The sequence below is a fragment of the Gammaproteobacteria bacterium genome, from assembly GCA_029882975.1.
Lineage (GTDB): Bacteria > Pseudomonadota > Gammaproteobacteria > SZUA-152 > SZUA-152 > JAJDNG01.
On the sequence record JAOUJW010000019.1, the window covers coordinates 1 to 25,216 of the forward strand.

The following is a 25,216-nucleotide window of genomic DNA, read 5'->3' on the forward strand; positions in this document are numbered from 1 at the left end:
CGTTCAGTAATATCCCGAACAATTCCTGAGAACAAACGTTCACCGTCGATCACCATCTCACTAACAGCCAACTCCAAGGGAAATGTACTGCCGTCCTTGCGCATACCTTCCACATCACGACCTATACCAATAATCCTGGCCTTTCCGGTTTGAAAATAATTTTTCAGGTAACTGTCATGTTCCCTGGCATAGGGATTGGGCATTAGCACATTGATATTGTTACCAATAACCTCATCAGCTTGATATCCAAATATCTTTTCTGCAGCAAGATTAAAATCCTGAACAATACCGCTTTCGTTAATGGTAATAATGCCGTCAACCGTGTGTTCAAGCACCGCTCGCTGACGCGTCTCAGTTGCACGCAGGGTGCGCTCAATATTCTTACGCTCGGTTATATCTCGTACGATACCCGAGAACAAGCGCTCGCCGTCTATCAGCATTTCACTGACCGCAAGTTCCAGTGGAAAGGTACTTCCGTCCTTGCGCATACCCTCTACTTCGCGACCTATACCTATGATCTTGGCGTTGCCGGTTTCTACGTAGTTGCTCAAGTACCCGTCATGTTCCTCGGCATAGGGATTGGGCATTAGTTTGTTAATGTTATGACCGACCACTTCATCGGCTTTATAGCCAAATATTTTTTCTGCCGCACGATTAAAGTCCTGAACAATTCCGCTTTCGTTAATAGTAATAATACCATCAACAATATTTTCCAATACCGCACGCCGACGAATCTCAGCAGCCTGCAGGGCACGTTCAATGTGTTTTTGTTGATCAGCCATTGTACCGTTCTCCTTCACGCTGCCGGCATGTCATCGGATCAGTTGCCTTTTTTCAGGCAATGGTAGTCGAAAGCTTTTCGTCTGATTGCGTTGAGACGTTTTGATTATCCGGTAAACTCACGGTAAAAGTAGTACCAATGCCTTCCATGCTTGCCACGGTAATATCGCCACCCAGTTTTTCGCAGAGTTGCTTTGATATCATCAATCCCAGCCCCGTACCTTTTATGAAATCATTGGCCTTGTCGTGCACCTGACTGAATTTTCTAAACAGATTATTGAGTTTTTCTTCAGCAATGCCGATACCGGTGTCTTGAACAATAATATTCCAAAAACTACCTTTTTTATGCGTTACTTTCTCCGTGCGAATAGTAATCGTTCCATTTCTTGTGAACTTTGCCGCATTGCTGAGGATGTTGGTCAGAACTTGAGTAAATCGGACTATGTCAGTGTATATCGTATGAGTACTGTCTATCTCTATATCCAGTTTATTATTGTTTCTTTGAATGATGGGCCTGATATCGGAAATACAGCCATGAACAATATCAGATATCGAAATTTCTTCAAAACGCAATCGAAGTTTGCGGCTCTCGATTCTGGCGATATCCAACAAATCATCAGTCAAAGATAATATGCGGTTACTGGATGTTAATATATGACCAATATTTTCCAAGTAGTGCGCATCATCATTTTCTCTCATCTCATATTGCATGACCTGACAAAATCCAACAATTGCCGACAAGGGAGTACGCAATTCATGGCTGATCATGGACAAAAAATCCGTTTTTGCTTCGTTGGCCGCTTCAGCTTCCTCTTTGGCCAGTTGTAGTTTTTCTTCGTTAAACTTCAGCAGCAAATTGGATTCGATTCGCGCCTGAAGCACCTCAAAATCAAAGGGTTTGTGAATATAGTCGTTGGCACCATGCTGTATTGCTTCAATAACCTTGGCAGCTTCATAGAAAGCCGTGACAATAATAACCGGCAGCTGAATTGTCGAATATTTGACTCGTATTGCCTTTAATACATCGATTCCCTGTATATCAGGTAACAAATAATCCAGCAATACCAGGTCGGGCTTGTGCGTGTCTACGGCTTCCAGTGCCTCAGTACCATTTACAGCCTGAATGACCTTGTGCCCCATATCCTCAACAGCGTGGGTTAGCAGGTCCAGGTTAATGGGGGTGTCCTCTACTACTAAAATACCTGCCAAACTCTTAGATTGTTTCAGCAACCTACTTGAGCTCATCACCTTTTTCCCTATTTTTGGTATGCGTGGACAAAATTTACTAAATTGGTCAACTATATGCCAAATCAATAGCCACTACAATAGTAGACTTTTTCATCTGGTATTGGAATGAAGGATCTTGGGTTTCAACATTTGAGTAATGCCCGCACTTTTTCCAGATCCTCCGGAGTATCCACTCCCACTCCCGGGTCTTTGGGCGACACTGCAACCGCAATTCGTTGATTATTATCAAGAACTCGCAATTGCTCCAGCTTCTCCAGTTGTTCCAGCGGTGATGGCTGAGTGATAACGTATTGGGACACAAACCCCGCACGATAGGCATAAATTCCCAGATGGCGAAAAAACTTGCCCCGCTCCAACGGCAATCCCATCTTGGCACTTAGTGTCTGCGCATCGAAGCGGTCTCTGTCCCAGGGTATGGGGGCCCGACTGAAATACAAGGCATATCCCAGTGTGTTCATGGTGACTTTGACCACATTGGGATTTAGCAGCTCTTCCAAGTTGTCTATGGGATAGCAAAGTGTTGCCATAGCCGCTGCGGTTTTCTCCATTAGAGTTCGTACGGTGAGATCGATAAGTACCGGAGGCAACATGGGCTCGTCCCCCTGCACATTGACAATGATTTCGCCCTGAGGCAATCGCATCAGGTCAATGACTTCCGCGATGCGTTCAGTCCCACTGCTGGGCTTATCTGTCGTCATGCATACCTGAGCCCCGAATCCGGTAGCCGTATCGTGTATACGCTCATCATCGGTAGCGATGATAACCCGATGTGCTGCGCTGGCCATAGCCAACTCATACACGCGTTGCAACAAACTTTTGCCGGCGATATCAAGCAAGGGCTTCCCGGGTAAGCGGGACGAGGCATATCGGGCCGGAATGACAACCGTAAATGACATATTACTCAGTACGCGGCTTAAGCCACTTCCTCGTCAGCAGCCAACTGCCGAGCTTCTTCTTCCAACATAACAGGAATATCCTCTCGAATCGGGAAAGCCAGACGATCACCTTTACAGACCAGTTCGGCTTTGTCCTGATTGAAAACCAGCGGACCTTTACACAGCGGACATACCAGTATATCTAACAGTTTTCTATCCATTTTTTACTCGCTCATTTAGTTTGATTAATAAATTATAATAAAATGTTTCATCCAATTGTGCCTGAACCGGAAGCACCCACATGTGCTCACTGGAAAATTTATGGCCCTTTTGGTGCTTTAAACTCTTTATTTTTACTGCATCCTTTTCAGTCATCAGTATCCATTTGCCGTCATTAAATACCAAATCTTCTTTTGAATATTGATGATGATCGGCAAAACTCCGAGGTGTCACTTTGATTTTATTGCGCTCCAACAATTGAAAAAACCGTTTTGGATTTCCAATTCCAGCAACAGCATTGACGGTCCGGTCTTTTAGTTCCACCACAGGTTTTGTCACACGGCTATCATCGAGGCGATACACGTGATCGTAGACCAAATTCATGGAAAACTCTTCGCAACCGGCCGTTTTTCCGTCGCCGTTACTCACTACAAAATCCACCGTTTTCAACCGCGACACCGGTTCACGCAAAGGTCCGGCGGGCAGCAGCCAACCATTGCCAAAGCGACGATCGGCATCAGTGACAGCAATTTCCACATCTCGCTTCAAGGCATAATGCTGTAAACCGTCGTCACACAACAACACATCACAATCAAACTGCTGCAACAATCGTTTCCCGTCTTCAACGCGGTTTGGGCCTACCACGACCGGACATTGGGTTCGCATCGCTAACAGGACCGGTTCATCCCCGGCTTCATTTGGATCCGAGTCAGCGCTAACGGCAAGTGGCCATTGCCTGGAGTTGCCGCCGTACCCCCGGCTTATAATTCCCGGTTTAAAGCCGCTTTGTTGCAAGCGCTTAACCAAGGCTATCACTAAAGGTGTTTTACCCGTACCCCCTACTGTAATATTGCCTACCACAATCACCGGCACCGGCAGCGATTGACTTTTCAGCACTCCCAGCCCATACAGCGTTCGACGCAAACCCGCTAAAGTGGCAAACAACAAAGACAATGGCAGCAACAACCAGGAGATGATGCAAGTCTTACCATACCAGCAATCCACCAGTCGGTTCACCGGAATTCGCCCTCTGCAACCCTACTCTGGGTTCTCTGTAAACTGCATTGTGTGTAATGCCGCATAAGTGCCACTCAAGGCCAATAGCTCTGCATGTTTACCTTGCTCAACAATTCGACCTTCATTCATAACCACGATCAAATCGGCGTTCTCCACCGTCGACAGTCTATGAGCAATGACAAAGGTGGTTCGTCCTTGCATAAGGATTTCCAGTGCATCCTGAATAATTCGTTCCGATTCGTTATCTAAAGCGGAGGTCGCCTCATCCAGGATTAATATGGGTGCGTCTTTTAATAAAGCCCGAGCGATGGCAACTCTTTGCCGTTGTCCTCCGGACAAACTACCCTGCTCCGTGATCAGGGTATCCAAACCTTGAGGCAATTCCTGAATAAACTCCATGGCGTGAGCTGCGGTAGCTGCTTTGACAATGTGTTCTCTATCTGTATCTTGACAACCATAGGCGATGTTGTTGGCAACGGTATCGTTGAACAAGGTGACATCCTGGCTCACCAAGGCGATGTGCTGACGCAGGTTACTTAATCGTAACTCCCCTAAAGGAATCCCATCCAGAAGAATTTCTCCCTGTTGAGGATCGTAAAAGCGTGGTAACAAACTCACCAATGTGCTTTTGCCGCTTCCGGAACGCCCTACAAAGGCAACGGTTTGGCCTGCGCTCACTTTGAGGCTTACCCCTTTTAAAACCTGCTGTTCTCTATCACGGTCATAACTGAAGCCAATGTTTCTAAACTCCACCTCACCCCTGGGCTTATCCAAACTGAGCGTACCCGTATCTATTTCAGCTTGCGTATCCAATAGTTCAAACAAACTTTGTGCAGCAGCCACACCACGTTGAATATTTTCGGTAACTTGAGTCAGTCGCTTCATGGGTGGTAACAGCAATAAACTGGCCGATACAAAGGACATGAACACGCCGGGTGTGGTGATAGTGGTTTCTTTGGTGACGAAGTAAACAACACAGGCCAAGGCCAGAGCCGCAAAAAATTGCGAGATGGGCACGTTCAAGCCGCTGGTAATGGCCATTTTCATAAATTGGCGCCGGTTAAATTCATTGGCTTGTTCAAAGACCCGTTTCTCGTATTCCTCCGCACCGTATACTTTGACCACCCGCTGCCCTTCTATCACCTGTTGTGATACTTGCGACACACTCCCCATGGATGTTTGTATTTTCCGACTGATACGCCGAAAACGCTTGCTCACATACACCACCAAACCGCCAATTACCGGTGTCACTACCAAATAAAACAGAGTTAGCTGCCAGCTGATAATAATCATCCAGATCAACAAGCCGAGCACAGTGAGGGTATCCCGTATTAACACGGTTAGGGCGTTGGTTGTAGCCCCTGCTACTTGTTCTACATCGTAGATCAATTTAGAGGTCAATTGCCCCTTGTTATGAGTATCAAAAAAACGACTGGGTAACCGCAGTAAATGTTCAAAGATAAGCCGACGTAAATCACGAATCACATTGCGACCCACCCATTCCATATAAAAACGGGTAAGAAACGCACCTACTCCGCGAATCAAAAACAACAGGAGCAATGCTCCCGGTAAATACTTAATGACTTTGGGATCTTTATGAATAAACGTGCCATCCAACAGAGGTTCCATCATGGCGGCAAAACCGGTTTCAGTGGCGGCCACAAGAGTCATACCGAAAACTGCTACCATAAATCCGCCAAGATAGGGGCGTGTAAAACGCAACAGGCGTTTATACACAGCGGATGCTGCGTCCTGATTACCAGCCTGAGCCATCACCCCGCCTTACTGGGATGACGTGGTTTGCGTGGTAGCAAAACTCAGATGGACAAAGCCCAACTGCCGTGCTGCATCCATGACGGTGACCACTGATTGGTGTGTGGTGTTAGCATCGGCACTCACAATGATGGGTGGGTCCTCTCTGCCATTGGCTACCTTTAACATGGCTTTTTTCAAGGTGTCGATTTGCGTGTTAATCACCCGTTTGCCATTGATGAAATAAGTCCCTTCCGCATTAATGACGATTTCCATAACAAAAGTTTCTTTTTGCGGGGCATCTATCGCGGCTTTAGGCAGTACCACTTCGATTTCCGATTGTCTTTCAAATGTGGTGGAAACCATGAAGAAAATAAGAAGTAAAAACACAACGTCAATCAACGGTGTGATATTTACATCCAGTTCTTCCTGTTTGGACTGTTTTAAATTCACTGAGAAAGAATCCTTTAAACTATAGGGTTGGACAGGTACGAATTACTTTTTCGAGCGATCCCTGTCACCGTGGATCACTTCAACCAGCTTGATGGCTTCGGCCTCCATGAAGACCACCAACTCTTCCACACGACCCCGTAAATAGCGGTAAAACATTAAGGCGGGGATGGCCACCGACAAACCGGCTGCGGTCGTTATCAAGGCTTTTGAAATACCACCGGATAATACCGTGGGATTACCTACACCTTCCTGAGTGATAATGCTGAACACCTCAATCATACCAATGACCGTTCCCAACAGCCCGATTAACGGAGTAATGGAAGCCACGGTGCCTAGGGAGTTTAAATATCGTTCCAGCTCATGGACTTCATGTCGGCCAATTTCTTCGATACTCTCTTTCATTACTTCGCGGTTGTGATGCATATTGGTCAATCCTGCAGCCAAGACACGTCCCAGTGGTGAACCTTTTTTGATAATATTGATTTGTTCCTCACCCAATTGTCCTTGACTATGCCAGTGCCAAATTTGAGCCACCAGATGTTTGGGAATGACGCGTTTTTTCTGCAGCGCCCAAAGCCGTTCCCCGATAATGGCTAAGGCGACAACGGAACATAAAATAAGCGGTACCATTAACCAACCGCCGGCTTTTACAATTTCAAACACTATGGTCTTCCTTTATTTTGGATTTTACGTAATGTAGCAAAGTCCGGGCTGCGCCGGTAGCCCAAGAGCGTATAGTTTACCAAAAACTGTACCAATTTCTTATATTTGAATGCCAATATCGTTGTTGCGAAAGACGATAAGCCTGATCCAATACCATCCCCCCAGACTCACTTCGAAAGCGAATGGCACCGTGCTGGGCGGAATCGTACAGCTGCATATCGCGTTGGCGGTAGCGCTGTAGCACCTCTGCCTTGGGAAACCCGTAGCGGTTGCGAAACCCCACGGGTAACACCACGACTTGGGGTGCAACCGCATCCAAAAAACCGGCGCTGGACGAGGTGTTACTGCCGTGATGTGGCGCCACCAAAACGTCCGCTCGCAACTCCCCGCTTCTGGTCGCCACCAGCCAGTCCTCCGCCGCTTTTTCTATATCCCCCGGGATGAGCACGCGGCCACCATCCGCCGAACTGACCCGAAGTACACAGGAAAGGTTGTTATTTTCTTTCACCTGCCGGCGCCATTGGTCGGTGGGGTGCAGTATTGTAAAACTCACGTCATCCCAAATCCAGCTCTCTCCCGCATTACACGGTGCCACCGCAGCGGCTTTAATCCCAGTTAATAGCTCAGGTTCTCCGGATAGCAGCTCGCTTACAGGTACACTCTTACTGACCGATTCTGCCCCCCCTACATGATCGGTGTCGGTGTGGCTGATAATGAGACGGTCCAGGTGATTCAATCCCTGATGCCGTAAATAAGGTAAAACCACCGACTCTCCGGTATTATGACCACTACGAAAACGTGGTCCCGTATCAAACAAAAGCACATGATGGCGGGTTTGTACCACAGCGGCCAGCCCCTGACCCACGTCAAGCAAAGTAAAATAGAATTGTCCTGATTGTGGTGATTCGGGTCGGATCATCAGCATCGGCAGGAACCAAAATATCCCCAGGAGTCTTGCCGGAATACCGGCAGGCATCAACATCCAGAGTAAACCCAGGATTGCAGGAACCAGCGTCCATCCGGGAGGACTAAAAAACTGCAGTTGCAGCGCGTCCCAGTCTGCCAACCGGGACAAACCCCACCACAGCAGGCTCAGACTGAGATCCGCTCCCTCGAGTAAGAGAGCTCCGAACGCAGGAAAAACCTCAATGAACAAAGTACCGCTCAATGCTAAAGGTACGGTGACAAAACTCACTACCGGAATGGCCAGGGTATTGGCCACAGGTGAAGATAAAGACAGTTTTCCATATATTATCAATAAGATAGGAAATAAACCCAGAAACAACACAAACTGCAGACGGCCCCAACGCCACCACCACCCCTGCGTTTTCAAGCGTCCGCCTGACGCAAATAAAATAAGGGCAACTGCTGAAAAAGACAACCAAAACCCTACATCCATAGCCGCCATGGGATCCAATCCCAGAACAAATATCAGCGCTAAGGCTAGAACCGTACTGCCTTTGACTTGTCGTTGCAGCAACAAAACCAGCATGACCACAGCCACCATAATCAGCGCCCTTTGAGTGGGGATGGAAAAACCGGCCAAGGCAGCGTAAATACAGGCACCAGGCAATGCTAACAGAGCCCCCGCTTTGGCCGCAGGAAATCTTAAAGGGGCCCGCGGTATGTATACCCACAACCAACGCCCCAAAAAAAACAATAAACCCGCCACCATCCCTATATGTAAACCGGAAATGGCCATTAAATGATTGGTTCCTGTTGCCGTCAGCACTTGCCACTGTTCCGGGGAGATATATTGACGATCTCCCAGGGTAAGTGCCCCCAGCAAGCCCTTATTAGGCGAAGTCTCCACAGCATTCATGATGGAGCGGCGTAAGCGATCCCTCACGGTATCCAATCCAAAACGGGGGCTGGTGGCAAAAGGACGATTCAAGGGTAATTCCGGCAATGCAGCCGCAAGTCTTTTGCCGCGTTTGCCACGATGCTCCAACACATATCCGGTTGCACCAATACCCTTCTTGAACAACCACTGCTCCCGGTCAAAACCACCGGGATTCAAGTTCCCGTGAGGCCGTTTCAAACGTACCAATAACAACCAGGATTGGCCTGGCTGTAAGATGTTGTCGCCGTTATACCATTGCAAGCGAACCTTGCTCGGATAAAAATTGGGGGATTCCAATTTGACACCCAAGGCATCTATGTTCCATAACTTTTTGATGGTAAACTCAAACGTAACGTGTTGATCGTCATACACCGGTAGGGATTTCACCTCACCGGATAGAATAAGATCACGGCCTTCCAATGAGGGGGATAAGGTGTCATGGACTTGAACCTGGGCATGTAATACCGCCCATAGAAATCCAATACAGGGCATCAAAATTGGCCGGAAATGTGAATACTTAAAGGCGACAGGCAGCAGGAGAACCAGCAACCACGACCATGCCGCATCCGGGACTTGTGGTTGAAACTGCAATAGCACCACTCCTAGCAATAAACCTAGCGCTGTTATTCGCATGTTTGACTTATATAATTGTTTACACTTTGTTAACCGGTAGTTGTTAAATGCCAAGGCGATACTTTAAGCGGTATGTCCCGGACCACGATAAAATTCGTGACCATAAACATTTACGTCTGATTCGTCCCTTGCTCAATGACCCCAATCTGCTTCATCTTAATCGCAGATCCATTTCGGGGGCAGTGGCAGTGGGCCTGTTTATGGCGTTTGTACCCGTCCCCTTTCAAATGCTGCTGGCGGCTATCGCAGCCGTTGTCGTACGAGTAAACCTACCCATCTCAGTTGCTTTAGTATGGGTTAGCAACCCCATTACCATGCCACCCTTGTTTTATTTTGCCTACAAAATCGGCGTATGGGTTCTGGATGTTCCTCCATCGGAATTCCAGTTTGAACTCAGCTTCGAATGGCTCGCTCATGGTTTAAGCACCATATGGCAACCTTTTTTGCTGGGTTGCTTCATTGTAGGAGCCACCAGCGCCTTAGTGGGCGGACTAGGCGTTCGCATGTTATGGCGTCTAAAAGTACAACAATTATGGAGACAAAGAAAGATATCGCGAGATATATTGAAGAGCAAGCCGGTACAAACCAAGGACGATGCAGCGTCCAAACCCCGGACGACGCCAACAAGTCAAACACATGAACACTAGCACAAGGCTTTCACATCGCTTTCACAAGGCATTAACAAAACACACAACAACAAACTACAACAAGCCACAACAAGCCATCACACCAACACCGCAGATGTATGTCTGGGGGGGTTATTGTAGTCGAAGAATGCCGTCTTCCAGGATGTATAGTCGTTGCATGCGATCGGCCAGCCCCTTGTCGTGAGTCACCATAATAATGCTGGTTCCCAACTGGGCGTTCAACTCCAACATTAATTCGTACACAGATTCGGCAGTGCCATGATCCAGATTACCTGTGGGCTCGTCTGCCAATACACACAATGGGTTGGTAATTAATGCACGAGCAATAGCGGTGCGTTGTCTTTCACCACCGGACAACTCTGATGGCTTATGCTTGAGGCGGGCAGATAAACCCACTTTCTCCAGCATGGTCCGGGCTTTTTGGGCCGCTACTTTAGGTGCCTCCCCCCTGACCAGCAAGGGCATGGCCGCGTTTTCCAGCGCGGTAAATTCCTGCAATAAATGATGAAACTGATAAACAAAACCCAAGGTTTCATTTCGAATTCGTCCCCGCTGAGATTCGCCCATGGTGGAAAAAGCTTTACCATTAACCCACACTTCACCACTACTACATTGGTCCAATCCACCCAGTAAATGTAATAAGGTGCTTTTTCCGGACCCGGACGCACCCATTATGGCGATTTGTTCTCCCGGATTCACGGTCAGATTCACACCTTTGAGAACATCCACACCGAACGAAGCTTCCTTGAAGGATTTAACCAGATTTTTGCACTGCAACACCGGTGTGATTTCATCCATCACAGACACCTCACTCATAGCGCAAAGCCTCTGCCGGTTGGGTTTTGGCGGCTTTTCTGGCGGGATAGATAGTAGCCACCAGGCTGATCAGAAAGGAGATTCCGCAGACTTGAAACACATCATCCCAATGTAATTCAGATGGAAAATCACTGATATAGTACACATCTGCAGGCATAAATTTAATACCCATAATCTGCTCGATAAATGCAATCACGGCATCTACATTCATGGCCAGAGCGACCCCGCAAACCATGCCCAGCATGGTGCCGGCAAAACCAATAACCACTCCCTGCACCATGAAGATACCCATAATGCTTCCGGGAGACACACCCAGGGTTCGTAATATAGCAATATCACTCTGCTTATCGGTAACCACCATCACCATAGTGGAAACAATATTAAATGCCGCTACGACAACGATAATCATTAAAACCAGAAACATCATGCGTTTTTCCAACTGCACTGCACGGAAAAAATTAGCATGTTGCCGAGTCCAATCTGTAATCCAAAATTCTCCATTGGTCTTATTGGACAATTCATAGCTAACTGCGCTGGCCTCAAATAGATCGTCCAATTTAACGCGCAAGCCACTCACATCATCTCGCATGCGATATAATTTCGCAGCATCTGCCATATGTACAAAGGCCACGGCAGAATCGTATTCATTGTGTCCAACTTCAAATATACCCACGACAGTAAAGCGCTTCAAGCGCGGCAGAACCCCGGCCGGTGTATTGATAGCCTGCGGCGTGACCAGGGTGATTTTTTCTCCAATACGCACTTGCAAAGCCCGTTTCAGAGTAGCACCCAGGATAATATTGTATTCCCCGGCTTTGAGTTGCTCCATCGAGCCGCTGACCATTTTTCCGTGCACATCGGAAACTTTAGGCTCCTGATTCGGTAAAATGCCCTTTACTTGAACACCTTTGACTTGCTGCCCGGATGACAGCATACCTTCACCCTGAACAAAGGGGGCAACACCAATAACCCGGGCATGTTTTTCCAAATCTGTTTGTACATTGCGCCATTCAGCCAAGTGGCCGTCAAAACTGCTCACCGTGACATGCGAGGCCATACCTAAAATGCGTTCTCGTAATTCGGTGACAAAACCGTTCATGACCGACAATACGGTAATCAGAGCGGTGACGCCCAATAAAATTCCCAGGACGGTAATAAAAGCAATAAAGGAAATGAAGCGGTTACGCCGTTTGGCGCGCAGGTATCTCAACCCAATAAAGATTTCCAGAGGTTTGTACATACGGGTTAGATTTGGTGCGACTGGGGCATAATCATTGGGCGATACTACCACGACCAAACTATTGTGTCACAAGCTTTTTCATCTGCGATCGGCATCAGTTTCCGGAGCAAGTTGAGCCATATTTGGAGTACCTGCATCAAGTTGCAGGAGATGCTTTAAGGCACTGACACTTTGCACGACGCTAACCGCCTCATGCATATTTTGTTGCAGAAATTCCCGCATTTTCGGATTCAGAGCGATTGCCTTATCGATATCCGGGTCCGCGCCGGCTTGATAAGCTCCTACACTGATTAAGTCACGATTTTGCCGGTAGGTCGAATAGTTTTTCTTAAACATATTGGCCGCAACCTGGTGATCGGCCGTGGTGATTTCTGTCATTGCCCGGCTAATGGACGCCTCCACATCAATGGCTGGATACAGACCCGACTCCGCCAGCTCCCGCGACAACACCACATGTCCGTCCAGAATAGCTCGGGCCGCATCAGCAATGGGATCATTATTGTCGTCACCCTCTGTTAGAACCGTATAAAAAGCGGTTATGGATCCCCCACCCTGCGGTCCGTTGCCTGCCCGCTCCACCAACTGAGGAATTTTGGCAAACACGGACGGTGGATACCCCTTGGTGGCAGGAGGCTCCCCTATGGCAAGGCCTATTTCCCGCTGCGCCTGAGCATATCGGGTTAGGGAATCCATTAACAGCAATACATTTTTACCCTTATCCCGGTAATATTCGGCAATTGTCGTCGCTAAAGAAGCCCCATGTAACCTCACCATGGGCGTATCATCCGCCGGCGCAGCCACAATGACTGCCTTTTTCATGCCTTCGGTTCCCAATATATTTTCAATGAACTCTTTAACTTCTCGGCCTCGCTCACCAATGAGCCCCACCACCACGATATCTGCGTTGGTAAATCTCGTCATCATGCCCAGCAAGACACTTTTGCCCACACCACTGCCTGCGAACAAACCCATACGTTGCCCTCGCCCCACGCTCATCAAGGCGTTAATGGTTCGCACTCCCACATCTAAGGGCTCCCGTATAGGGCTGCGTAACAAAGGGTTAATTAAGTGACCACTTAGCGCCCGGGTTTCCGCACATTCCAGGTTGCCCAAGCCATCCAGCGGCACGCCGGTTCCACTGAGCACTCGCCCTAACAGAACATCCCCCACGGGAACGGAATACACCTTATTGGTGGGTAACACCCTGGCATTGGGCGTAATGCCTCGTATGTCACCGGTGGCCATCAAATAGAGCTTCTCGCCGGAAAACCCCACAACTTCCGCTTCCACACTGGTTTCGTTGGGACCGATTACCAGGCAGCGGGCACCAACGGGCGCCTGACAACCCACGGCTTCCAAGGTCAACCCCACCATACGCGTCAGTTTCCCTTCCACATTGAATATGGGCCCTTGTACTTTTTGTTGCAAGGCACGAATCCGGTCAGTCCAGTGCTGTGACCGTAGAGTGAAGGCTTCAAAACTTTCCCGCGATTCCATATCAATCCTGTTCCCGCTCACCACCCATAATCTGACTGACTATGGAAGCGAGGCGCTTTTCCAATGTTGCATCAATAGAGGAAGATTCCGTAGTGATACGGCAATCCCCTCGTTCAAGCACAGGGTCTTCCAGAATTCTCCAGGCAGGATCGGTATCAGAGGTATTGAGTTTGTCTCGCACGATTTGCGCATCCTCCGGTTGCAGATAGACATTCACATTCCTTGAAGCAACAGGCAGCACCAGCACCGCTTCGCGAACCGTTGCCACTATTTGAGCCGGATCGGTTTTTATCTCCCTGCGTACCAATTGTTTGGCAATCAAAGCAGCAAGGGTGACTATCTCCGATTCCATCTGCCGGTCCAGCTCGGCAAAGGGTTCACTGAGCAGGTTTAATGCTTTTTCCATTGTTTCAGCCAGTTCCTTAACTTTGCCGGATCCTGCATTGATCCCTTCCTTGTAACCGTTACCATAGCCTTCATCATAGGCTTCTTTATAAGCCTCATTTTGAATTTTCTCTATGGCTTCCGCTGTCACTGGAGTTAGTTTCTGCTCCTGGGTAGACTGGGTAAGACCCACTTCTCCTTCCACATTAGGCGCCGTCCAGCGCTTCGCCTTATCTGTGCTGCCTCTCGGCATAATTTTAGATGTATTCATCTCCACCACCGCCACCTAATGAAATATCACCAGCATCTGCAAGCTTGCGTGCAATCGATAAAATCTCTTTTTGCGAGCTTTCCACATCGCTGAGTTTAACCGGACCTTTTGCTTCCAGATCATCCCGAAGCATTTCCGCAGCCCGTTTTGACATATTTTTGAATATTTTCTCTTTCAAATTATCATCCGCGCCTTTTAAAGCGAGCACCAGGGAATCGGAAGATATTTCCCGCAGTAAGGTTTGAATATCGCGATCCGATACTTCCATGAGATTTTCAAAAACAAACATCAAATCTTGAATTTGTTGACCCAAGTCATTGTCAAATTCTTTAACACTATCCATGATCTCGCCTTCCACCGAACTGTCTACAAAGTTGAGAATGTTAGCAGCGGTTTTTATACCACCTACATTCGAGGATTTAACTCCGCTATTTCCTGAAAACTGTTTTTCCAGAATTTCATTCAACTCTTTCAACGCTCCGGGTTGAATGCCATCTATAGTGGCAATACGCATGACCACATCGGCCCTGACTTTCTCCGGGAAATGCATCAACACTTCAGCAGCCTGATCGCTTTCTAAATACGATAAAACAATGGCGATGATTTGCGGATGTTCCAGTCGAATGATTTCCGCCACCGAACGCGGCTCCATCCACTTGAGGGTTTCCAATCCTTTTGTATTCGCCCCATGCAAGATACGGTCGATCATTCCATTGGCTTTGTCCGCACCCAATGCATTCATCAATACGTTACGAATGTACTCATCGGAACCCAATCCTAAAGCCGTTTGGGACTGCACGGTCTCACAAAACTCATGTACTACTTTTTCCACTTGCGAACGAGTGACATTGGACACAGTTGCCATCGCAGCACCCAGTGCTTGTACCTCTTTCGGCTCCATATGCTTGAGCACTTCTGCCGCGGCCTGTTCACCCAGGCTCATCATCAGAATTGCTGCTTTGCTGGCTCCGTCACTCGCATCGCTCATTCGTTTGAAACCCAGTTTTTAACAACCTGTGCAACCAGCTTTGGATCATCCTTCACCAACTGCTGAGCCGTGAGCATATTCATATCGTGTTGACTGGGCGGCGCCTCAATTTGCACGGCTCCGCCTGAACCCAGTGTGACTTTATCGGCCTGAACTCCGGATGCACCGGATATCCGACCATCCTTGCCCTCCTCTCCGGGAGGTAATGCAATGGATGGGGCAATAGACTTACCAAAGGATTTTAACGCTGGTTTTAACACGCCAAATACAATAAAAATAAGCAACAACCCGGCAAGAGCTTGCTTAGCTACATCCCAGATCCAGGGACGCTCCCAGATCGGTGTTTCAGGCAGTTGCTCAGGTGTTTCCGGTACCGTAAAGGATTCATTGACCACATTTACGGTGTCGCCTCGTTTCAGATCAAACCCAATGGCCTTCTTAACCAGCTCAGTGATTCTGAGAATCTCTTCAGGGCTTCGTGTGATTTTGGACCTGACGCCGTCTTTGTTTACGTTTACTTTATCATCCACGACAACGGCTGCTGACAATCGCTTTATGTTTCCCGATGCATATCGGGTATGACTGATGGTTTTATCTACTTCATAATTTTTAGTTTCCTTACGCATCATGCGGTTCGTACCACCACCGGAATCCGCTGCGGCTTCACTTGCTTTCTCAGGTGCTTCTGCATTTTGCGGTGGTTGATTACTCAAAGCACCCGGTATACCCGCAAAAGCCCCACCCGAAGTCTGTTCCTCTGAAGTCTGTACACTGACCGGGGTTTGCGAGTCAGGATTGAATATTTGTTGAGTCTGTTCATTAACCGTAAAATCAATCTCTGCCGTAACTTGGGCATGAACGGAATTGGGTCCAAGTATGGGAGTCAGAATGTTTTGAATACGCTCTTGATAGCTTTTCTCAATTTTTCTGGCATACTCAAATTGAGTGCTCGATAACGCAATATCCTTAGTTCTGTCCCCATTAGTTAATAAACGGCCGGTTTGATCCACAACGGTTACTTGTTCCAACTGAAGATTAGGCACGCTGGAAGCCACCAAATGCACGATAGCCGAAACCTGACCTTCAGACAAAGAGCGTCCCGGATATAAACTGACAATAACAGACGCTCTTGGCTTTTGCCGGTCCCTTAAAAAGGCAGACTGTTTGGGAATAGCCAAATGAATTCTGGATGATTTCACATTGCTGATACTGTTAACGGTTTGGACCAACTCTCGTTCCAAGGCACGTTGAAACAGAATGGTTTCTTTAGCGGCACTCATCCCAAAGGTGGAATCACCGTTATCCAACGAGGCAAATCCGCCGGCCGTACTTTTTGGCAGCCCTTGCGCCGCCAGATTTATGCGAGCGTCATAAACACTTTTTGAAGGAACCAACAAGGCACCGGTTTTGTTATCCAATTTGTATTGAATATTCAGCTGTTGGAGTGCATCCAGAACAATACTGGCTTCTCTTTCCTCCAATGAAGAAAACAACACACTGTAATTTGGTTCCTGCGACCACAGCAAAACCCAACCGGCGATAACAAAGCTTGCCGCTAAAGCAACAAAAAAACCGAGCTGACGCAACATGGTTGCTGCGTCCAGACCATTAACGGTTACGGTTCTGGTTTCCTGGGTTGCGGTTGCCATTGTTTTTTCTATCAGTTCCTTTGACCAATCTTTGCGGATCAATCCCTAATTTATGACCCTTTTGCTTATTCCGTACGGATACGGGTTCTTACACTTGCATAGACATTATTTCTTTATAAGCATTTACCAATTTATTCCTTACTTGAAGAACAGATTGAAACGCGATGCCCGCTTTTTGCTTTGCAATCATAACTTCTGCTAAAGTCACTGTGGGAGAACCCATCTCAAACGCCTTACTTAAATCTCCCGAATTCTTTTGTAATTCATTGACCTTATCAATACTCTGTTGCAACAAGTTGGAGAAATCCTCTTCCACTTTAGGCGGCTCTTGTACGCTACCGCTTTTGGAAGCCGCTTCAAGCGCTCTTAATTGCGCTAATATACTATCCGTAGTAATGTTGTTCATGCTCACTCCGCTTTATTAACCGACCATCCCGAAACGTTCCGGAATAGTGATTCCTTTTTCCCGCATTCTAGCTAATTTATATCTTAACGTTCTTTGACTAATCCCAAGTTTTTCAGCGACGACTTTACGATTACCCAGTTCTTCGTGTAATGTTTTTAGGATTTTCTGATGCTCATGGTTTTGCATCTCGTCTTCAAGGCAGGGGCTGTCAACATCAACGCTTTCCTCTTCAAGTGACGTACTGAAAGATTCAAATCGAATATCTTCTGCCGTAATTTCACTACCGCCCGAATAGATCAAAGCCCGTTGTACGACGTTGTCCAGCTCTCGCACATTTCCCGGCCAGTGATAGGCTAATAGTTTTTGCAGCGCGCCGGAGCTCAATATGGGACGTTGCAGGGGAACGCCGGCGTTACCTTGCTTCAGAACACCGTGACCGGCCTGAGAATTGCTATTTTTAAAGGTTCTATAGTGCTTTTCCAACAAAGCCCGCGTTATAGGTTCGATGTCCCCCGCTCGTTCTCTCAAAGCAGGTACCGTTATAGGAAATACGCTCAAACGATAAAACAGATCTTCTCGAAAATTTCCCTGTTTAACTTCCTGTGCTAACTTGCGATTGGTGGTCGCCAGGATTCTGACATCCAGGTCAATCATTTTACTTCCGCCAAGTCGTTCCACTTCCCTTTCTTGAATCACCCGCAACAATTTGGCCTGTAAGCCCAAATCCATTTCCGATATTTCGTCCAGCAACAAAGTACCGCCTTCCGCTTGTTCAAACTTACCAGGACAGGCTTTGTAAGCTCCGGTAAACGCTCCTTTCTCATATCCAAACAATGTCGCTTCCAACATGTTTTCCGGTATAGCGGCACAATTTATCGCAACAAACGGTTTATCCTTGCGCGATGAGTTTTCGTGAATGTATCGCGCCAATACTTCTTTACCGCTACCGCTCTCTCCGTTGACCAGAACGGTTGCATCGGTTTGTGCTACCCGACGTGCCATATCCGCTACCTGCAAACTTTTTGGGTCATCACAGATATATATTTGATTGGTATCAGTTATGGCATTGGAAATAAACTGGTTTACGGTATTTACCAGCACTTCTGCTTCAAATGGTTTAGCAAGATAATCTACAGCACCTTCTTTCATTGACTCAACCGCTTTTTGAATACTGGCATAGGCGGTTATCATTACCACAGGTAAATCCGGCCAACGGGATCGCAAAGATTTCAGCAATGTGTTTCCATCCATTTTTGGCATCTGAATATCTGTAACCACCAAATCAACGGAGTGCTTTTCCATTATCGCCATTGCATCCATACCATCCTGCGCCATCACCGTTTGATAGCCGGCCAATGCCAGGGTGGAACCAATGACGTCTCGTAGCGATTGATCATCTTCAACAACCAGTACCGTTGCTTTTTCCATAGTAACGCTTCCTTTTTACCTTCCTGTATTCCCTGACGACACGACCGGTAAGCTAATGGTGAACCGGCTTCCCTTACCGTTAGACTCTACCCAGGCTTCGCCACCATGGGCACGGGCAATGGATCTCACAACAGCCAAACCTAAACCCGTTCCGTTTGAACGTGTTGTATAGAATGGCTCAAATATTCCTGTTTGAATATGCTGCGGTATACCAGGACCGTTATCCCTGACACTTATATCGACTCGACCCATTTGATTACTCTGAACGTAGAGTCCAATTTCACCAACACCCTGCAAGGCCTGCTCTGCGTTATCAATAAGATTTTGTATAGCGCTGATCAACAACTCCCGATTACCTACCAGTGTGGCACTACGGTCTATTTCTTCGAGATCATGCTGATTAGCGTGAACGGAGAATCGAATTGAGGGAGTCATTGATAGGCGACAGGTATTTTCAATTTCCTCAACCATGGAGCAGATTGTAAAGGTGTCCGTTCCGCAATGTCCTGAGCGGGAAAACAACAACATATCTTCCACTAATGTTTCCAACCGGCGCATACTGCGCAGCATCGATGTTACAATTTCCTGACGTTGCATCGGTTCGAGCTTGTTACTGCGTAATTGTGAACCGTTCAGGGTAGCCGCGGCGAGAGGCGTTCGGAGCTGGTGAGCCAATGATGCAGTCATTTGCCCCAAGGCACTTAAGCGATGCTGCTGTGACAACATCTGCTCTAAACGCCGCTTATCAGTAACATCATTTATCAGTAAAACTTGTCCGGGAAATTCCGTCATAGGACAAGTCGATACCTGTACAATTCTGCCGTTCTTTAAGTGGTCGTCAAAAGAGTCCTTCGCCTTGGGTGCAAAAACTCGCTGTACCACTTCAGGCCAATACTCGCCCAAGGCCGGCCCCTCCAACAATGCAATTGCGGCGGAGTTACATTCCTGAATACGCCCTTGAGAATCCAGTACCACCACTCCGGCCGGTAAAGCTTGCAGCACGGCTGATAAAAACCGGGTCTCCGGGTCACTACTTTGGACTGGGGAAACAGAAACGGGGACGTCCGCAGGCGCAGCAGTGCACGCTTGCCCGGACTTCAAAGAGTCGGCTGAATTGTTAAAACTATTGACAGATTCCTGTTGGCCTTTGAATCTATCAGAGGCAAGAACTCCCATGTACGAAACGCTCCTGTAATAACACTTTAACCACAGCTATATTGGTTATTACAAGAGCAATTTCCATGCCGAGAGAAAATGGATTTTACAACATGAGCTTACAATGGTAATTCCGGCTTCAGTCAAACTTCCGTCATAGTTTCATTGCGCTGTAAGCCATACTTTCGCAATTTTTCCACCAACGTAGTCCGGCGCATATTCAAACGCTTAGCTGCATGAGCTACAACGCCTCCGGCTTCTTCCAACGCCTGTTTGATCAACGAACATTCCAAATTACTAATGTGATCTTTTAAATCAATACCGTCCTTGGGTAATCGAGATAAAGGTACAGACTCCATTGGCGCCAGGTTTGGCTCAAAAGTAACCGGTGTATCACTTTCGTTGCTATTGACACTGATGGGACGGAATTTTTCCGGCAAGTCATGCACGTCCACCACGCCGTAGGGATACATAATCACCAGACGTTCTAACAGATTTGACAGCTCTCTAACATTTCCTGGCCATTTGTATTGACACAAGGCCAGAATTGCCGCCGGTGTAAAACGAACCGAGCCGCGGTTTTCGTGTTCTAATCGGGCTATCAGTTCATTGACCAGCAGAGGAATATCATCCACACGGTCACGTAAGGGTGGCATCTCGATAGGAAATACTTGCAGCCGGTAATAGAGATCTTCCCGAAATTTTTCTTCCTCTATCATTTCCTCCAAATTACGATGGGTTGCGGCGATAACACGCACATCCACGGTAATTTGCTTAGCTCCACCCACTCGTTCAAAAGTTCGTTCCTGGAGAACCCGCAGCAATTTAACCTGCATGGTTAAGGGCATATCCCCGATTTCGTCTAAAAACAAGGTTCCACCTTCGGCCATTTCAAAACGGCCTTCCCGGGAACTAATGGCTCCGGTGAAAGCGTTTTTCTCGTGCCCAAACAATTCACTCTCCAAAAGTTCAGCAGGAATAGCACCACAATTAATGGGAACAAAGGGTTTGTTACGTCGTGAAGAGTGGTAATGCAAATTTCTGGCAACCACTTCCTTTCCGGTGCCAGACTCGCCCAAAATTAAAACTGTGGCATCTGAGCTGGCAACTTGTTCAATCAGGTTTCTTACCGACCGTATACCACGGCTGTTCCCCACCAAACTGCGAAACAAATCTAAGTTGAAACGTTCACCTTTCTTTTTACGACCGGCTCGAAAAACGTCGGCGCGGTGTAGGGCGTCTGTGAGCTCCGGATAACTGGGGGGAGAATTTATTAACGCAAAAGCCCGCTTGGACAACTCGGTATCCGGTTGTTTTCCCAATTCTCGAGTTAACATCAATAAAATGGGTACATCCCTGGCATTTTCATTGAAATAATCGAACACGGATGTCAGGTTCTCCGGGCTACCACATTGTCCCAGTAAGACAACGCCAATGTTGTTGTCTTTTACCGCCTCAGCAACCGAGTCGCAATCTGCTTGAATAATTTTCCCATAGCCAATGAATTCCAAAATTGCTGTCATTTTTAAGCGTTGTGATTCTTCGTGTTCGATAAGCAATAATGGCATCGACTCTGGCATTTCAAACTCTCCATTTTTGAATTTCATTAATTATAAAAAACCACCCAAGAAACCTATTGCATACAGGCAAAACAGGGTTTGCCTCACAGCCACCAAGAATAAGCTATCCGCAATCCACAAGCGTGACGCCCATCACATTCAAAGGTTCCTAAGTAATTAAATACCATGTTGAGGATATGTCAAAATATTGTCGCAATTATTTTCAAATAAACGTCAACTGTTACTATATTGATACAACTCTAAGCCTATAGTTCATTTGCTTTTAGCGCTTCACATAATTATTAATTCAATAGTTCTTACTATTTTTGATAAAGCCGCGTTTACTTCTTATTCTTACGCGTCTTCGCAACATGGTGACGATGCATTTGAAAGATAAGTTTAGCCAATAATTCCTTCAAATCCTCCGGCAGCGGTAGAAAAACAGCTGTTACTTCATATTGATCACTGCGTTGCACACAACTACATACTGTAGCAGCTAATTCAAGGGGATGCTGATATCGAGGAGAAATGAACAGTCGCAGGTGTAGCAATTGCCTGGGCAGGAGTTTCGTTGGCTGTGTATAGGACAAACCATTTTCACTGATATGGATATTGCCGGCCGTTATAACAGCCGGGTTTTGCGTTTGACCCATAAGGCTCATTAAAAAATCCAATTTCACATCCAGCCGGCGTATATCTTGATTTTCGCGACCTTCTTCACCTTCGCGAACGGGCTGAGACTGGGACTGCAGCACAATTTCCAACAACAACGTGTTTCGGTACAACAAACGTTGCCATTGTATTTCATCAACCGCTTCGATTCGCCTGACTTCCAAAGGCAAACAAGTCGGTAATGACAATACATTATGAAATGGATGGATATTTTCCGACATGGCCAAATCCCTTAACCATTTTAGTCCGATCACTGCACCACACTTAACTAAAAAGTATTCTTCTTATAGGTATCACAGGCCTTGCGATTGTTGTTGAGCGAAGATAACTTAGCGGCAACCACTTGCCGGTGTTGCTCAGTAATGGCAGCCGTTTTTTGGTTCCAGTCCTGCGCTTCCATAATATAGCCACGCAATTCTTCTGCGGGCAAACCGGACGGTTGTGAAAAAACCGCTTTAATCAGTTCATCGCTGTCTTTTTGCCGAAGCAGTAATTCTTCCCATTCGTTTCGCTCGGCCAAGTCGAACATTTTCCGACCCAGTTCCAAAATAGACTGCCAAGATTGTTTCTCTGTATCCACATTCTCACCTTTTTATGTGGCAGCGGCTTGATCTCTTTGCGCCATCAACTCTTCATGCCGACGTTGTACGTCCTCAGGTATCGCTGCCCACGCTTCTCGAATTGGGTTTATAAGATCTATGACTTCATCCAGTATTGAAGTGTCATTTTCTAAATTGGCATCCATCATCCGCTTAATCATATATTCGTATAAGCTATCCAGATTTTGTGAAATTTCACCGGCTTCGTTATCCAGACTGGCTTTCAATGCGTCGACGATAGAAATAGCATGTCCTATGTGAGTCCCTTTTTCAGCGATTTTACCGTGCTGCATATAACCCTTGGCTTTTGCCAATTTGCCAATGGCCGCTTCCAACAACATGAGTATTAAGCGATGTGGGCTAGCCCCGCTCACTCCGGTCTGTGCAGCCACTTTAGCATAGGCATTTACACCGCTCCCTCTGTTTCCGGTACTCATTATGTCTCCTTTTAAATAAGTTTCGGTCTATCCTAAACCGATGTTCTAGGACCAGGTAAATTGGCCAGCTGTTGGCTTAAATAGTTTCCGGTTGCTGTGAGATTAGCAAGCAAACTGTCCAACGCCCCAAATTGTTTCCTGTAACGTTGCTCGATTAACTCCAATCGATACTCAACATCGGCACGTCGGTCTTTAAGATTGTCGATTTGGGTATTCAAACTCTCGTTTTTTGTTTTTATAATTCCATTGTTGCCCAACAACTGATCCGCCAAAGTATCCAAACGGAATACATAACCTTGGTCATTATTGCCCAATAACTCCGCGACATCCGCATAGCTGGTGGCTAGTGCTGAATCCAGCTCACTATTATCCACACTTAGCTCGCCTTGCTTATTGGTCTTAATACCTATTTCAGAAAGGTAGTTGTAATTACCACTTAGTCCCGGTGAAGAATTAAAAACCGAACGCAATTGTGACTCGATGCTAATAACTGAGTTATCACCTTTAAGCTCACCACTTCGTAGCGTTTTTAATGTTGACACCAGCTCATTGTATGCCGCGACAAATTCATTAATCGATTCCTTTACCGCATCTTTATCATAACTAACATTCAGAGTCTGAGCGGTATCTGATTTTCCCTCTAATGTAACAGTGATACCCTGAATGGCATCTTTAATGACATTGGTTTGGCTGGTAACAGTGTATCCATCTAAGGAAAAAACAGCGTTTTGCGCCGCCTCGGCTGTCGCCATACCCAATCCGGCGGCAACGTTTCCGGTTGTGTCTGTTAACGCAATTGAATTATCCTCTCCGGTTTCGTCTGAGGTTAATAACAATCGACTTTCTGTACCGCCCAGGCCGTCATCTACATTGATAATAGTCGCAGTAACCAAATTGTCATTATCTACATGTGAATTGATCGCTGAGCGAATAGCATCCAAAGAATCGTTTGTATTGTCTACATTAATAGAGAAGCTGGTTCCATTGACACTAACTTCCATGGTGCCACTCACTCCGGTTGCTGTACTACTGTCAGCAAAACCGGAAGAATTCATTTTATGAGACTTAGCCAGTTGATGAGCAGGATCGGAATTTAAAAAACTTATTGTATATCTACCGGCTACCGCATTGGATGCCGCGGTAGCCGTGAAAACGGATTCATCAGACGATACTGTCGCAAATTTCTGAAAAGACGATACGTTTTTCAGAGTCGACAGAGAGTCCTGAAACTTGGACATCGCACTCTTTAGAGAGCCAAAAGCGCTAATTTTTGCTTGGATCTCGCTTTGACGTTGCGAAATCAAACGCAGTGGTTGACGTTCCACCGCCATTAAACTGGAAATAATGGATTCTACATCCAAGCCGGAGCCTACACCGGCAGCCGATATTCCCGCCATAACCCTACCTCTTTAACTTGTTTGCATCCATGCGATTCTGAGTATCCCAATTCATCCTACCGTTTGGAACCAATTAAACTTCCGTATTTAACAAATTACCCCTGTGTTCCTCCAACTCAGCCATCCTTCTTACGATAGACAGCACTTCTTCGGATGGTATCTGTCGAATCAACTCTTTCGATTCCCGGTTTATCACTTTAACCACCGTACTGCCGGTATCCTCATCGACACTGAAATTCAAGTCAGCGCGGGAATTCAATACAAACTCATTCATAACATCCAGAGCTTGTTTGAGCGAGATAGATTGAGTTGTCTGTTCGGATTGCCCCGATTGTTTGGGATCCTTTAACTCTTGAGACAGCTTATCATCAGCTTTACTTGCTGCACGCGCCTTGGTAGTTTCTACTCTGAGTCTTAGATCATGAGTTCCATCGGTTTTCGCCGAGTGAAAATCACGTCCTATTACAGGCCCGAAAGCCGGATTCATTTTAAGCTCAGATGACATATCATTCACCTATACCAATGATCTATCCTGCAGATCATTGCCTATTTCGCCAACACCGGATTCGCACTTACCCAATACATCCT

The 25,216-nt window shown here is 46.8% G+C and carries 24 protein-coding genes and 1 pseudogene; 1 reads left to right on the forward strand and 24 read right to left on the reverse strand.

Annotated elements, in window-relative coordinates; genetic code table 11:
* The 9 genes from OEY58_14050 to OEY58_14090 form a co-directional block, all read right to left on the reverse strand.
* On the reverse strand, window positions 1-716 hold a 716-nt coding region (locus OEY58_14050), incomplete at its 3' end, for a PAS domain S-box protein (protein ID MDH5326574.1).
* 118 nt (window positions 717-834) lie between these two features.
* Window positions 835-2,025: a response regulator gene (locus OEY58_14055; GenBank protein MDH5326575.1), complete on the reverse strand. Its 1,191-nt coding sequence runs from the start codon at window positions 2,023-2,025 to the stop codon at window positions 835-837.
* Between the two features lie 125 nt (window positions 2,026-2,150).
* On the reverse strand, window positions 2,151-2,924 hold the full coding sequence (gene kdsB, locus OEY58_14060; GenBank protein ID MDH5326576.1) for a 3-deoxy-manno-octulosonate cytidylyltransferase: 774 nt from the start codon (window positions 2,922-2,924) through the stop codon (window positions 2,151-2,153).
* A gap of 17 nt (window positions 2,925-2,941) precedes the next feature.
* On the reverse strand, window positions 2,942-3,124 hold the full coding sequence (locus OEY58_14065; protein ID MDH5326577.1) for a Trm112 family protein: 183 nt from the start codon (window positions 3,122-3,124) through the stop codon (window positions 2,942-2,944).
* Window positions 3,117-4,139: a tetraacyldisaccharide 4'-kinase gene (gene lpxK / locus OEY58_14070; protein MDH5326578.1), complete on the reverse strand. Its 1,023-nt coding sequence runs from the start codon at window positions 4,137-4,139 to the stop codon at window positions 3,117-3,119. Before lpxK ends, OEY58_14065 begins: the two co-directional genes overlap by 8 nt.
* Before the next feature lie 21 nt (window positions 4,140-4,160).
* Window positions 4,161-5,912: a lipid A export permease/ATP-binding protein MsbA gene (msbA, locus tag OEY58_14075; GenBank protein MDH5326579.1), complete on the reverse strand. Its 1,752-nt coding sequence runs from the start codon at window positions 5,910-5,912 to the stop codon at window positions 4,161-4,163.
* Window positions 5,913-5,921: 9 nt separating this feature from the next.
* Window positions 5,922-6,344, reverse strand: coding sequence for a biopolymer transporter ExbD (locus tag OEY58_14080; protein MDH5326580.1), 423 nt, complete (start codon window positions 6,342-6,344; stop codon window positions 5,922-5,924).
* 42 nt (window positions 6,345-6,386) lie between these two features.
* The gene (locus tag OEY58_14085) at window positions 6,387-7,007 is read right to left on the reverse strand and encodes a MotA/TolQ/ExbB proton channel family protein (GenBank protein ID MDH5326581.1); all 621 of its coding nucleotides are present in this window, start codon (window positions 7,005-7,007) and stop codon (window positions 6,387-6,389) included.
* Between the two features lie 76 nt (window positions 7,008-7,083).
* The gene (locus tag OEY58_14090; GenBank protein MDH5326582.1) at window positions 7,084-9,441 is read right to left on the reverse strand and encodes a DNA internalization-related competence protein ComEC/Rec2; all 2,358 of its coding nucleotides are present in this window, start codon (window positions 9,439-9,441) and stop codon (window positions 7,084-7,086) included.
* Window positions 9,442-9,530: 89 nt separating this feature from the next.
* Here OEY58_14090 and OEY58_14095 point away from each other — a divergent pair.
* Window positions 9,531-10,031 (forward strand): annotated as a pseudogene (locus OEY58_14095) (DUF2062 domain-containing protein).
* Window positions 10,032-10,241: 210 nt separating this feature from the next.
* Here OEY58_14095 and lolD read toward each other — a convergent pair.
* The 15 genes from lolD to OEY58_14170 all read right to left on the reverse strand — a co-directional run bounded on the left by lolD (window position 10,242) and on the right by OEY58_14170 (window position 25,133).
* Window positions 10,242-10,946, reverse strand: coding sequence for a lipoprotein-releasing ABC transporter ATP-binding protein LolD (gene lolD / locus OEY58_14100; GenBank protein ID MDH5326583.1), 705 nt, complete (start codon window positions 10,944-10,946; stop codon window positions 10,242-10,244).
* Window positions 10,939-12,186, reverse strand: coding sequence for a lipoprotein-releasing ABC transporter permease subunit (locus OEY58_14105; GenBank protein MDH5326584.1), 1,248 nt, complete (start codon window positions 12,184-12,186; stop codon window positions 10,939-10,941). The genes lolD and OEY58_14105 overlap by 8 nt, the downstream gene beginning before the upstream one ends.
* Before the next feature lie 78 nt (window positions 12,187-12,264).
* The gene (gene fliI / locus OEY58_14110) at window positions 12,265-13,683 is read right to left on the reverse strand and encodes a flagellar protein export ATPase FliI (GenBank protein MDH5326585.1); all 1,419 of its coding nucleotides are present in this window, start codon (window positions 13,681-13,683) and stop codon (window positions 12,265-12,267) included.
* A 1-nt stretch (window position 13,684) separates the two neighbouring features.
* Window positions 13,685-14,338 (reverse strand): flagellar assembly protein FliH, encoded by a 654-nt coding sequence (locus OEY58_14115; protein ID MDH5326586.1) that lies wholly within the window; start codon window positions 14,336-14,338, stop codon window positions 13,685-13,687.
* Complete coding sequence (gene fliG, locus OEY58_14120) at window positions 14,325-15,326, reverse strand: flagellar motor switch protein FliG (GenBank protein MDH5326587.1); 1,002 nt, start codon at window positions 15,324-15,326, stop codon at window positions 14,325-14,327. Before fliG ends, OEY58_14115 begins: the two co-directional genes overlap by 14 nt.
* Window positions 15,323-16,975, reverse strand: a complete 1,653-nt coding sequence (gene fliF / locus OEY58_14125) for a flagellar basal-body MS-ring/collar protein FliF (protein MDH5326588.1) — start codon at window positions 16,973-16,975, stop codon at window positions 15,323-15,325. The genes fliG and fliF overlap by 4 nt, the downstream gene beginning before the upstream one ends.
* Window positions 16,976-17,063: 88 nt before the next feature.
* Window positions 17,064-17,381 carry a flagellar hook-basal body complex protein FliE gene (gene fliE, locus OEY58_14130; protein MDH5326589.1) on the reverse strand — a complete coding sequence of 106 codons (318 nt, stop codon included), beginning with the start codon at window positions 17,379-17,381 and terminating at the stop codon, window positions 17,064-17,066.
* Between the two features lie 15 nt (window positions 17,382-17,396).
* Complete coding sequence (locus OEY58_14135; protein ID MDH5326590.1) at window positions 17,397-18,809, reverse strand: sigma-54 dependent transcriptional regulator; 1,413 nt, start codon at window positions 18,807-18,809, stop codon at window positions 17,397-17,399.
* Between the two features lie 15 nt (window positions 18,810-18,824).
* A complete protein-coding gene (locus OEY58_14140) occupies window positions 18,825-19,985 on the reverse strand; it encodes an ATP-binding protein (GenBank protein MDH5326591.1) in 1,161 nt (386 codons plus the stop codon).
* 122 nt (window positions 19,986-20,107) lie between these two features.
* Window positions 20,108-21,544, reverse strand: a complete 1,437-nt coding sequence (locus tag OEY58_14145) for a sigma-54 dependent transcriptional regulator (GenBank protein ID MDH5326592.1) — start codon at window positions 21,542-21,544, stop codon at window positions 20,108-20,110.
* A 320-nt stretch (window positions 21,545-21,864) separates the two neighbouring features.
* Window positions 21,865-22,416 (reverse strand): PilZ domain-containing protein, encoded by a 552-nt coding sequence (locus OEY58_14150; protein MDH5326593.1) that lies wholly within the window; start codon window positions 22,414-22,416, stop codon window positions 21,865-21,867.
* Between the two features lie 47 nt (window positions 22,417-22,463).
* Window positions 22,464-22,775 (reverse strand): flagellar protein FliT, encoded by a 312-nt coding sequence (locus tag OEY58_14155; protein ID MDH5326594.1) that lies wholly within the window; start codon window positions 22,773-22,775, stop codon window positions 22,464-22,466.
* Window positions 22,776-22,787: 12 nt separating this feature from the next.
* Complete coding sequence (gene fliS, locus OEY58_14160) at window positions 22,788-23,231, reverse strand: flagellar export chaperone FliS (protein ID MDH5326595.1); 444 nt, start codon at window positions 23,229-23,231, stop codon at window positions 22,788-22,790.
* Between the two features lie 32 nt (window positions 23,232-23,263).
* A complete protein-coding gene (gene fliD / locus OEY58_14165; protein MDH5326596.1) occupies window positions 23,264-24,628 on the reverse strand; it encodes a flagellar filament capping protein FliD in 1,365 nt (454 codons plus the stop codon).
* Between the two features lie 73 nt (window positions 24,629-24,701).
* Window positions 24,702-25,133 (reverse strand): flagellar protein FlaG, encoded by a 432-nt coding sequence (locus tag OEY58_14170; GenBank protein MDH5326597.1) that lies wholly within the window; start codon window positions 25,131-25,133, stop codon window positions 24,702-24,704.
* Window positions 25,134-25,216 lie beyond the last annotated feature (83 nt).